Annotated in this window: 9 protein-coding genes; 3 read left to right on the top strand and 6 right to left on the bottom strand. The window is 48.7% G+C overall.

Annotation, left to right across the window (positions count from 1 at the left end; genetic code table 11):
• Positions 1-91: 91 nt before the first annotated feature.
• From J4F31_05875 to J4F31_05900, 6 genes are all read right to left on the bottom strand, one after another.
• Entirely contained in the window at positions 92-571 is a 480-nt protein-coding gene (locus tag J4F31_05875) for a hypothetical protein (GenBank protein MCE2496089.1), read from the bottom strand.
• Positions 558-1334, bottom strand: coding sequence for a hypothetical protein (locus tag J4F31_05880; protein ID MCE2496090.1), 777 nt, complete (start codon positions 1332-1334; stop codon positions 558-560). The genes J4F31_05875 and J4F31_05880 overlap by 14 nt, the downstream gene beginning before the upstream one ends.
• Before the next feature lie 200 nt (positions 1335-1534).
• Positions 1535-2563 carry a hypothetical protein gene (locus tag J4F31_05885; GenBank protein MCE2496091.1) on the bottom strand — a complete coding sequence of 343 codons (1029 nt, stop codon included), beginning with the start codon at positions 2561-2563 and terminating at the stop codon, positions 1535-1537.
• Positions 2564-2602: 39 nt separating this feature from the next.
• The gene (locus J4F31_05890) at positions 2603-3496 is read right to left on the bottom strand and encodes a hypothetical protein (protein ID MCE2496092.1); all 894 of its coding nucleotides are present in this window, start codon (positions 3494-3496) and stop codon (positions 2603-2605) included.
• Positions 3496-4695 (bottom strand): pyridoxal phosphate-dependent aminotransferase, encoded by a 1200-nt coding sequence (locus J4F31_05895; GenBank protein MCE2496093.1) that lies wholly within the window; start codon positions 4693-4695, stop codon positions 3496-3498. Before J4F31_05895 ends, J4F31_05890 begins: the two co-directional genes overlap by 1 nt.
• 92 nt (positions 4696-4787) lie before the next feature.
• A complete protein-coding gene (locus J4F31_05900) occupies positions 4788-5234 on the bottom strand; it encodes a DUF1573 domain-containing protein (GenBank protein MCE2496094.1) in 447 nt (148 codons plus the stop codon).
• A gap of 165 nt (positions 5235-5399) precedes the next feature.
• Here J4F31_05900 and J4F31_05905 point away from each other — a divergent pair, with 165 nt between their 5' ends.
• From J4F31_05905 to J4F31_05915, 3 genes are all read left to right on the top strand, one after another.
• Positions 5400-8027: a valine--tRNA ligase gene (locus J4F31_05905; GenBank protein MCE2496095.1), complete on the top strand. Its 2628-nt coding sequence runs from the start codon at positions 5400-5402 to the stop codon at positions 8025-8027.
• Position 8028: 1 nt separating this feature from the next.
• Positions 8029-8739, top strand: a complete 711-nt coding sequence (locus tag J4F31_05910; GenBank protein MCE2496096.1) for a DUF2807 domain-containing protein — start codon at positions 8029-8031, stop codon at positions 8737-8739.
• A gap of 78 nt (positions 8740-8817) precedes the next feature.
• On the top strand, positions 8818-12198 hold the full coding sequence (locus tag J4F31_05915; protein MCE2496097.1) for a cobalamin-dependent protein: 3381 nt from the start codon (positions 8818-8820) through the stop codon (positions 12196-12198).
• The last annotated feature ends 234 nt before the right edge of the window (positions 12199-12432 follow it).

Below are 12432 nucleotides of genomic sequence, written 5' to 3' on the forward strand. Positions count from 1 at the left end.
TATAGCCGCCCGAGGGCAATATGTACGGCATTACGATACTACCGAATGCCGTTAAAGCTGATTTTTTGAGGAATTCTCTGCGTTCCATATTCTAGTGGTATTCGTATTCGTCAGATAAGGCAAAAGAGAAGTAGATCAACTCTGCGGTGATGTCCGTATTCGTTTCTATCAAATTCACGAAATACGCTTGTTCGGCCTCGGTCGGTCGGCGGATCAAAAACCGAACATACGTTTCGTAAATAAAGGTCTCAGGGTCCGCGCGCATGTCGGTATCGGAGGGGATAACCACCGATGCGTCATTCATGAAATTCGAGATCAATACCTCTTTAGCGACGTGATCATCGCCAACAGCGTTAAAAAGCCGGTTGATCTCAACGAGTTTATTAGCAGACAAAGCCGTCTGAAAAAGATTAGCGTATAATATGGCCACGCATTGATTCGTAGTCTTTAGCTTGAACTTACTCGTTTCGACCAATTGCAGGTCTTCCGGATTCACTTCATAGATGTCTTCCTCTTTTCGACATCCCGAAATGACCAAAGCTAATCTTACCGCTGTCCTAGAACCCCGCATAATCGTCTGTTCTTATGATCTTTCTCTGAACCCGCTGAAAATCGTGATCGTACCAAAAATGGTTCATCATATCTGCCAACTCCAACGTCGATGGATCGCGAGCCATAAGGGTAGTATATGCCCAAACGATATTTCCCTCGTAGAATTCTCGTTGGCGAACCAAAATGTCGATATAGTCTTCTTTATTCGTTCCGGATCCACCAAAGATGATCTGACTCTGGTTGCTTTCGATCATGTCGTACCCCGCCCGGAACTCCGCCTCAGTCAGGTATCGCCAAAAAAGATTATCAAATGAAGCATTCACGAAATTGAATGTATTCATGTTGATGAAGTCGTAAATGCTGTTGTCGATCATACGGGCACAGACCGAGTCGAGTTCAATGGAATCATTCTGATAATCCAATCGACAATCGATGACGCTCTGAAGCTTACGCATTTTGCGCAGAGTTTCGGAAGAACCTGCATAGTCTCCATTCAAGCTGTCGATCTGAAGGGCGAATGCAAGTATTCCGATCTCACTTTGTACTTGAGCGTCGGAAACTCCTTCTAAGAAGCGAGCTTTGGCCAGGTCGTAAATGCGTTGGTGGCAGGCCTCTTTATATGAACCTTCTTCGGGTCGAGGTTGAGTGTCGGTCATCAATACCACGATCATACTATCCCTGGACTCAAAGCTCGAGTCGTTGATCTTGAGGTAGTCGACATAGTAGTCCATTTCAACATCTAAAGGCTCCCGACCAATAAGGTCGATGAAGCTTCTGTTCATGTAATTCTCGATGAGTACTCGCGGTACCGACTCGTAATACGGAGCGTTATTGTCCGGAATGACTTCGGCTTCTTTTTTTCAAGAAACCAATGCCAAGGCACCCAACATCAGAAATGCTATAGAAAACCTGCCCATCATCTGCGCTAAACCACTCAATTGCGAAAGGAAAAAGCAAGGTGATGATTTTAGCTCAGGGTGACTTACTCCAAACTTATATCGAAATAAAAGGGAAGGTGATCGCTTACTCCACCGTGATAACTGGGGCCTAGATAGGTTCGAAAGGGAATCCAATCGCCTCCGTCCGTTTCCTCCAGAAGCCAGCGGGCAGGGAAAAGATGCAAAGTATCTGCCTTCACACTGGGCACTTGCCTCGATGGGTTTTTCGAAATATAGCATTGGTCGATCAGGCTCCATTTACCTTTATGGACGTGGGAGCCGGGCCATTCGTTGGGCGGCGGAGGATGTGGATCCCATCGCCCAGCCGAATTACTCCACCCAAGAACCGCGCTTAGGGCTTCATTGTGGGGTTCGTCGTTTAGATCGCCCATAAAAGCGATCCACTCTCCGGGATATTCGATCGAAATTCGGTCGTGGAACTCGTTCGTTCTTTTGGCTGCGTACTTCCTTTTTTCTTCTGAAGCCATTTGACCACCATATCGCGAGGGCCAATGAGCAATGATAAGGTGAAAGCCGACTTCGTTCCATACGAACCTGCACCAAAGCATATCGCGTAGCGGTCGATCACCTGAGTCCACGGGCAGGGCGATCGGTGCAGCCGTATCTAAATGAATCTTCTGGTTCCTCCACAGTAACCCTACATCGATTCCCCGTGGATCCGGGGATTCAAAATGCACAAATCGATAGTTGAGCTCCTTCAGACTCGGGGCATTGATCAAGTCTCCTAGCACGATTGAATTCTCAATTTCTGCCAATCCGATAATATCAACTCCACTCCAACCGCCTACCGCTCTGATCGTTTGAGCATGCTCACCAACTTTGGCTCGGTAACGGCTATAAGTCCAACGATGACTGCCCATTGGAGTGAAATCGTCATCGTCTTTCTCAGGATCGTTGAAGGTGTCAAAAAGATTCTCAACGTTGTAGAATGCAATCCGAATGTCCGAGTCACCAGGCGATTCAAAAAAGTCGGGAAGTGTATGAGTAGGTGGTGGCGGCAGGCTACAGCGCGCAAGAATAGCTAAGGCAACAATGGTAAGAAGCGTTTTCACGAGGTCAATATCCTACCTCGTGGGGACTTAAACTGTCCCTTAGGGCCCAACGGCCGGAATCACACCTTGATAAAGTGCCCCTGGACCACTGCTCTTCTCCTCTGAAACGTACAATAGGCTGTCGTTCCGAAAAGTTACGGCCTCTTTTTGAGTAGTTCTTTCGAATGAGAATTTCCGTGCCTTACCCTTCAGAAAACGGGGTGCTTCAAAATCGTAAAATACCCATAAATGTCCATTATTGAGAAGTGCCAAACGGTCTCCGGACGGACTCAAATCGGCAGCAGTGATCCATTGTGCCATGTAATAGGTGCCCCCCGTGGCAAAGGAATCGACCAATTCCGCAACGTATTCTCCCGGTTGTGCGGGCACACGATACATCTTCGTATATCCGGAATAAGGTTCAGTTCGATTCTTCGAAAACAGATAAAGCGAATCGTTCCAATATACCATCGCCTCCATATCGAATTCTTTTTTTCGCCCTTCGGGCGGATACGCACCTTGGTCGGGGTATGAGAACGAAATCTTCTCGGTGGTAACTTCAGTCTCCGATCCACGAGGCAATGGAAGCTTATAAATGCACAGGTCTCTGCGTTTGTTGCGGTTGTTTCCAAAATCCCCAACGTACAGAGTATTGGTACCTCTATCCAACGCAAGTTCTTCCCAATCTACATTCGAGGCACCATTGAGCATAACTTCGTTCAGTATGGTGCCGGTAGTGTCGACCTCGAATAAACGAGCCTTGTCCCCGCTGTCGTTGTGCGTCCAAAAAGTCTGGTGTTCATCGTCCCAAACGAGTCCGCTGTTTTCTTCCAAAACGGCGGGCATCAGGAATTGAGGCTCCAATCCAATGGTGCCGGGCGAGAAAACGGTCAGAATCTCGATCCATAGCGTATAGCCAAAAACACGAATGATATTTTCGACCGCTCCCAACATTAGGATTCTCGGCCCGGATAGGCTTCGAGCGCTTTTTCCAGAATGACGAGCGATTTGCGCAAGCTGTCCTCATTCAATACGTAGGCAATGCGCACCTCTTGCCTGCCTTTTCCAGGCGTTGAATAGAATCCTGTCGCTGGAGCGAGCATGATGGTCGACCCTTCATAAGAAAAGTCAGAAAGCAACCACTCTGCGAATTTATCGGCATCGTCTACCGGGAGTTCTGCTATGCAGTAAAATGCTCCTGATGGTTTAGGGCATCTTACCCCGGTAATCTTATTCAAACCTTCAACCAATACGTTCCGCCTAGCTACGTACTCTTCTATCACCTCTTCAAAGTAGGAAGCAGGTGTTCTCAACGCAGCTTCGGCCGCAATTTGGCCAAGACTTGGAGGGCTCAGACGCGCCTGTGCGAATTTCATGATAGTGGCCATCAACTGGCTGTTTCGCGATACAATGCAGCCGATTCGCGCGCCACACATACTGTATCTTTTCGAAACGCTGTCGACCATAATAGCATGGTTGTGCAATCCGCCCAAGGCCATTATCGAGTGATGCGACTTTCCGTCGTAGCAGAATTCGCGATACACTTCATCGGCGATGAGGTACAAGTCGTGTTTGATCACCAATGCGCGAAGTTGCTCCAATTCGCCTTCGCTGTACAAGTATCCGGTCGGATTGCCAGGGTTACAGATTAAAATAGCTTTGGTCTTAGGCCCGATCAGCTTTTCGAATTCCTCGATGCTTGGAAGGGCAAAACCGTCTTCAATGGATGCGGTTACCGCTTTTACCTCGACACCATTTGCAATGGAAAAACCGTTGTAGTTAGCGTAAAATGGCTCTGGAACGATAAGTTCGTCACCTTGGTCCATAGTGGCACCAATGATAAAGCTCAATGCCTCGGATCCGCCAGTGGTCACCATGATGTCATGAGCGTTGACCTCCATGCCCAAATTACGGTAGTATTTAGCCAGTCCCTCTCGGTAGGTGAGATTACCTTCGGAATGCGAATAGGCGATCACTTCAACCGGAGCCACATGAATGGCGTCCTGAACGACTTCCGGAGTTTTGATATCGGGTTGTCCGATATTCAAATGGTATACCGTGGTTCCGTTGGCTTTGGCAGCATCTGCGAATGGAACGAGTTTCCGTATAGGAGAGGCGGGCATGCGCTGCCCTTTAAGTGATAGTGATGGCATAATCTTCGAACATGTTCATCGGCCCGAGAGGGCGCAAATAAAAAATCCCGGAGCGTTAACTCCGGGATAAAAATATCAATTTCGAAATTGCATCAAGGCTTTGCAACCGGTGAAGCTCCATTTTGCTTCACTGGGCTGGTGCTACCGCTGTCTGGGTTCACCTTTCCTTTGATCTTGATGACTTTGGTTGGCGTGGCCGCATTGGAAGTGATGGTCACAGACTTGTTGAAGGCGCCGATGCGCTTGGTGTCGTATTTTACTTTGATCATGTCCGATGCTCCCGGTGCGATTGGCTCATTTGGCCAAGAAGGAACTGTACAACCACAAGATCCTTTACAGTTCGTGATGATCAACGGCTCTTTACCGGTATTGGTGAATACGAATTCGTACGTTCCGTTAGCCCCTTTCTCGATAGTGCCGTAATCGTGCTCTTCCGTTTCGAAGGTGATTTGCGGTGCGTTCGGATTGGTGTTTGTTTGACCGAATGTGAATGCAACAGCTGCGAAAACAACTGTCATAGTAGCAATCAATTTTTTCATGTGTCCAAGGGTTTTGTTTTGAAACTGATTACAAAGGTAGCAAAGGACTTGCCACATTTGCAACCTCTTATATCCATTAACACGCCATTAACAACCTAACGGTTTGGTTGTTCGCTGCGTAAACAAAGGGGGATTTGCTACTTTTGTTCGCCCAATTGATGCCGCATGGAGATCGCAAAGAATTTTGACCCGAAAGAAGTAGAGAAGAAGTGGTACGACCACTGGATGAACCAACAGTTCTTCCGGTCGGTCCCGGACGACCGTGAGCCCTATACCATTGTGATTCCCCCGCCCAACGTGACCGGGGTTTTGCACATGGGACACATGCTCAACAATACCATTCAGGATGTGCTCATCCGCCGTGCTCGGATGCAGGGCTTTAACGCGTGTTGGGTGCCCGGAACGGATCACGCTTCAATTGCCACCGAGGCAAAGGTCGTGCGGAAACTCCGCGAACAGGGAATTACCAAGGCGGATATTGCGCGAAACGAATTCTTGGAGCACGCCTTCGAATGGAAAGAGCAGTACGGAGGAATCATCATCGAACAGCTCAAGAAATTGGGTGCCTCTTGCGATTGGGATCGTACCCGATTTACCATGGAGGATAGCCTCAGTAAGGCCGTAATTCACGTTTTCGTTGAGCTCTATAAGAAGGGCTTTTTGTACCGCGACCTCAAAATGATCAACTGGGATCCGGCCGCGCAAACAACGCTTTCCAACGAAGAGGTAATTTATAAAGAGGAGCAATCGAACCTTTATCATGTGCGATACAGAATCAAAAATTCGAATGAGTTCTTGACCATTGCCACTACACGGCCCGAAACCATTCTGGGTGATACCGCCATTTGTGTCCATCCCGAGGACGAACGCTACGCGCATCTCAAGGGTGCGCGCGTGATCGTTCCGTTGGTAGAGCGAGAGATCCCGGTCATTTTCGACGTATATGTCGACCGCGAGTTTGGAACAGGTGCCCTCAAAGTGACTCCGGCTCACGACCCCAACGATTACGAGCTAGGTCAAAAACACGAGCTCGAAACCATCGACATCATGAATCCCGACGGAACCCTGAGCGAAGCCGCGCAGTGTTACATCGGTGAAGACCGAATGGATGTTCGCAAGAAGATCGTGAAGAATCTCAAGGAGCGCGATCACCTCGTGGAGGTCGCGTCCATCCAAAACAAAGTGGGTTATTCTGAGCGCAATCCGGACACCATCGTAGAGCCGCGATTGAGCCTTCAGTGGTTCGTCGATATGCAAAAATTAGCCCCACAGGCATTGGATGCCGTAATGAACGATGAGGTCGGATTCTTCCCTCCAAAATTCAAGAACACCTACCGTCACTGGATGGAAAACATCCGGGATTGGCCCATCAGTCGCCAATTGTGGTGGGGTCAGCGCATACCGGCGTACTACATCGAAGACGGTACTGTTATCGTTGCAGAATCCGACGAAGAGGCATTGGCACAAGCGCGTGAAAAAACGGGCAACGCAGAATTAACGATGGCTGCCTTGCGGCAGGATGAGGATGTTGTGGACACGTGGTTCAGCTCTTGGTTGTGGCCAATAAGTGTGTTCGATGGATTCGAAGAGGACAAAACCGACTTCGATTATTACTATCCGACCACAGTACTGGTCACCGGTTGGGACATCATCTTTTTCTGGGTTGCGCGTATGGTCATGGCCGGTTACGAATTCAAAGGAGAGCGTCCATTCAAGCACGTGTACTTCACTGGTATGGTGCGCGACAAACAACGTCGGAAAATGAGTAAATCGCTCGGTAACTCCCCCGATGCACTCGGCTTGATCGATACCTACGGGGCCGATGGCGTACGCGTGGGAATGTTGCTCTCGGTGGCTGCCGGGAACGATCTGCTCTTCGACGAAAAACTGTGTGAGCAGGGACGGAACTTTGCCAATAAGATCTGGAATGCCCTTCGCCTGGTGAAAGGGTGGGAAACCGACGGCAGCGATGCGCGTCCGGCCGAGAAGGCCGCACACCTTTGGTTCCACGACCGTTTGCAAAGTGCACTTAGCGAAATAGAAAAGTCCTATGAAGACTACAGGCTTTCAGAAGCCTTGATGACCATCTACAAGCTCATATGGGACGATTTTTGCTCGTGGTACCTCGAAGCGGTCAAGCCTCCGTACGGCGAAAAGATCTCGGCTTCGTCCATGTTGAGCATTCGACAAAACTTCAACCAGGTCGTTAAATTGCTTCATCCGTTCATGCCCTTCTTAACTGAGGAGGTTTATCAGCAATTGGCCGATCGCGATGCCGATGATTGTGTTGCCGTGGCAGATTATCCTGAACAAACGGCCTTCGATGAGAAGATCGTTTCGGATTTTGAGCGCACCAAGGAGATCATCACTGCAATTCGGGCCTTTAAGCAGGAAAAGGGAATTTCACCACGTGAAGAATTTGAGTTGTACGTGAAGAAGAATGCGCCTTCAGGGAACGAGTTCGATGTGATCATTCACAAGCTCGCCGGAATCAGCCAAATCCACGAAAACGAACCTGTTCCGGAAGGATCTTACAGTTTTCGTGTAGGTGCCGACGAGTTTGCGATCCCGATGGCTGGCCATGTTGATATGGACGCGGAGATCGAGAAGCTGCAAGAGGAACTGGAGTATCAAGAAGGCTTCTTGAAGGGTGTCATGAAGAAGTTGAGTAACGATCGGTTCGTGATCAACGCTCCCGAACAAGTGGTTGCCAAGGAACGCCAAAAACAAACTGACGCCGAACTCAGGATCAAGGTCTTGACGGAACAATTGGCTTCATTAGAATCAAAGTAATATGAGATACCCGGGCTTTATATCGCTGCTTTTCATTCTGTTGGTAGGGTGTGCTAAAAGCGAGGAGCCTATTGGTGAACGTACTGCCGAATGGCGATACTTTGAAGAAGAGTTTGATGCTCTTTATGTCGGAAATGGAGTAAATGTTAGTGCCCGGGGATTGGGCAACGATTCTGCCTCGACCCAAATTTTTGCCTATCCGGGAGACCATAAAAATGTCCACACAGAAATTTCGGGTAATACTCTTTGGATAGACTCTGAAGAAGGGGTTTTTCCAAATATGGGTCGACGCCTGAGTTTGTATCCCATTAACTTGCTCAGGTTCAATTGTTTTGGCAATTCGGATGTGAGTTTGGTCGATATGAACTTTTCGAATTTGAGCTTCAGTATTGGCGGCTCCGGGTTGGTGAGTATTTCGGGAGAAGCGAACTCCATTGAAGGCGTGTACTCAGGCGAGAATTTAGTGAACTTGTCTGGAATCGGAAGTGTCCTCTCGGTTAACCATCAAGGCGAGGGAGATTTTTATGCACGGTACTATCAAGTTGAAAGCTGTAAGGTAGAGATCAATGGCCCCGGTGATGCATATGTTAATGTGCTGACAAACATGACGGTTATCTTCAATGGAACGGGCAACGTGTATTACACAGGACCCGTGACACAAATCGTGGCGATTTACAATGGTAGCGGTGAGTTGATTCGACTGCCCGACTGATACACGGAGCCGCTTGCCTCAATAATTATGTCCTTGCCCGCACTTGCGGTATATTTGCAGGACTAGACACAACACCCGATGCAAGAAGCCACTCCATATAAGCCGAAGAACAAAGTACGGATCGTTACCGCTGCGAGTCTATTCGACGGGCACGATGCTGCGATCAACATCATGCGCCGTATCATTCAAAGCACGGGATGTGAAGTCATCCACCTTGGACATGATAGGTCTGTGGACGAAGTGGTGAATACGGCTATTCAGGAGGATGCCCAAGCTATTGCCACGACCTCTTATCAAGGAGGTCATACGGAGTACTTCAAGTATATGTACGACCTGCTCAAGGAGCGCGGCGCCGGGCACATCAAGATCTTTGGTGGCGGTGGTGGAGTTATTTTACCTGAGGAGGTTAAAGAACTGATGGACTACGGCGTAACCAGGATCTACAGTCCGGACGATGGTCGCGAGCTCGGTTTGCAAGGAATGATCAACGACTTGGTTCGCCAAAGTGATTACGAGGTAGGTGCTTCTTTGAATGGAGAAGTGAGTCATCTAAATGAAAAGGATCCGAAATCAATAGCGCGATTGATCTCTGCAGCAGAGAATAATCCGGATGGAAGTAAGGAGACTCTGAAAGAGATCGACGAGCTAGCGGCTGAGTCAAATACCCCGGTACTGGGGATCACGGGAACGGGTGGTGCCGGAAAATCGAGCTTGGTCGACGAATTGGTTCGCCGTTTTCTGCTCGATTTTGAGGACAAGACCATCGGAATCGTTTCAGTGGATCCGTCGAAACGCAAAACGGGTGGAGCATTGTTGGGTGACCGTATTCGTATGAACAGCATTAATCACCCCAGAGTGTACATGCGTTCCTTGGCAACGCGTCAGAGCAATCTTGCCCTATCGAAACACGTACAGGAGGCCGTCAATATTCTTAAAGCAGCGAAGTACGATCTGATCATTTTAGAAACCTCGGGAATTGGCCAAAGTGATACAGAGATCTTGGATCACAGCGATGTTTCGCTCTACGTCATGACTCCTGAATACGGAGCCGCCACGCAGCTCGAAAAGATCGACATGCTCGATTTTGCCGATGTGATTGCATTGAATAAGTTCGATAAGCGAGGAGCATTGGATGCCTTGCGCGATGTTAAGAAACAATACCAGCGAAACCACAACTTGTGGGATCGCGACCCCGATTCGATGTCGGTTTACGGCACCATTGCGAGTCAGTTCAACGATCCCGGAATGAATGAGCTCTATCGTGTATTGATGGAGCAGGTGAACGAAAAGACCGAAGCGGATTTGGAGAGCAGCTACAGCTCCACCAAGGAGATGTCAGAAAAGATTTACATCATTCCACCCAAGCGCACGCGCTATCTAAGCGAGATCTCGGAAAACAACCGCGGATACGACGAATGGGTAGAGCAGCAGGCCAAAGTTGCCGAGGAGCTTTATGGAGTTCATACCGGGATTGAAAGCTTGAAGAATTCGAACCTCGATGATAAGGATTGCTTGATCAAAGGACTTCAAGAGCGCTTCGAACAGGTGAAGCTCGACCTCGATCCACACAACTGGAAACTCATTGAGGATTGGGAAGAGAAAAAGAAGAAATACAGCGAGCCCGAATACGTATTCAAGGTGCGCGATAAGGAGATTCGCATCAAGACGCATACGGAATCGTTATCCCACACGCAGGTTCCCAAGGTAGCTGTACCGAAGTACAAGGCTTGGGGTGATTTGCTCAAGTGGATGTTACAAGAGAATGTTCCCGGAGAGTTCCCTTATACGGCCGGTATTTATCCTTTCAAAAGAGAGGGAGAAGACCCGACGCGCATGTTTGCCGGAGAGGGTGGTCCGGAGCGTACGAATCGCCGTTTCCATTACGTTAGTCTCGACATGCCTGCAAAGCGATTGTCGACCGCTTTTGATTCGGTGACCTTGTACGGTCATGACCCGGATCGACGACCGGACATCTACGGTAAGATCGGGAATTCAGGGGTAAGTATTTGCTGTTTGGACGATGCGAAGAAACTGTACAGCGGCTTTGATTTGGCCGACCCGAAGACATCCGTTTCGATGACCATTAACGGTCCGGCCCCGATGCTTCTCGGTTTCTTCTTGAATGCGGCCATTGACCAGCAGTGCGAAAAGTACATTAAGGCCGAAGGGTTAGAAGCCGAAGTGCAAAAGAATATGGATGCCATCTTTGCGGAGCACGATGTTCAGCGGCCACAATACCAGGGTGAATTGCCGGAGGGAAATGACGGTCTGGGACTCATGTTGTTAGGAGTCACGGGGGACCAAATCCTGCCGCAGGCAGTATACCAAAAAATCAAGGCAGATACGCTCAAGCAAGTTCGCGGTACGGTACAGGCCGATATCCTCAAGGAGGATCAGGCGCAGAATACCTGCATTTTTTCGACCGAATTCGCATTGCGATTGATGGGCGATGTGCAGGAGTATTTCATTGAGCAGGAGGTACGCAACTTCTATTCGGTATCGATCAGTGGTTACCACATTGCAGAAGCTGGTGCGAATCCGATTACGCAGCTGGCCTTTACGTTGGCCAATGGCTTTACGTATGTGGAGTACTATTTGAGCCGGGAGATGGATATCGATGCTTTTGGTCCGAATTTATCGTTCTTCTTCAGCAATGGTATCGATCCGGAGTACGCCGTGATCGGACGTGTGGCTCGGCGCATTTGGGCGAAATCATTGAAGCAGAAGTACGGGGCGAATCCACGTGCGCAAATGTTGAAGTACCATATTCAGACATCGGGCCGTTCGCTGCATGCTCAAGAGATCGACTTCAACGATATTCGAACGACTCTGCAGGCATTGTATGCGATCTACGACAACTGTAATTCGCTGCACACGAACGCCTATGACGAGGCAATTACGACTCCAACCGAGGCCAGTGTGCGCCGCGCTATGGCGATTCAGTTGATCATCAATAAGGAATTGGGATTGGCCAAGAATGAGAATCCTCTTCAGGGAAGCTTTATCATTGAGGAATTGACTGACTTGGTGGAAGAGGCCGTGTTGATGGAATTCGACAGGATCACCGAACGCGGAGGCGTTTTGGGAGCTATGGAAACCATGTATCAGAGAAGCAAGATCCAGGAGGAGTCGCTGTACTACGAGACTTTGAAGCACAATGGGACGTATCCGATCGTTGGGGTAAACACCTTCTTGAATAAAGAGGGTTCGCCGACGGTTATTCCGGGCGAGGTCATTCGAGCTACTCCGGAAGAAAAGGAATACCAGATCGAAATGTTAGGGCGTTTGCATCAGCGTTATTCCGATGAAGCTGAGAAAGCCTTGAAGCAAATTCAAGAGGCGGCATTGGAGAACAAGAATATTTTCGAGGAACTCATGGAGGCGACCAAGGTTTGTTCATTAGGGCAAATCACTCAATCATTGTTTCAAGTCGGGGGTCAGTATCGTCGGAATATGTAAATTAACCCTATGTTGATCCGCCTATTCAATGCGCTAGCTGGAGGTGCCGAGCGATTTTCAATTCACGCTCGGATATTGAACACGTAATACTCCCCATCCTTTAGACCAAATGGTTTAGTTTCTTAATTCATTTTAGGCTGCATACGGATATCGATTTATTGGTTTAGTACGACCAATTCCCTGATTTCGGGTACGGTTATACTTTTCTACAAAGGTTTTTACACCGGCATATAG

The sequence above is a fragment of the Flavobacteriales bacterium genome (assembly GCA_021296215.1).
Taxonomy (GTDB): Bacteria; Bacteroidota; Bacteroidia; order Flavobacteriales; family ECT2AJA-044; genus ECT2AJA-044.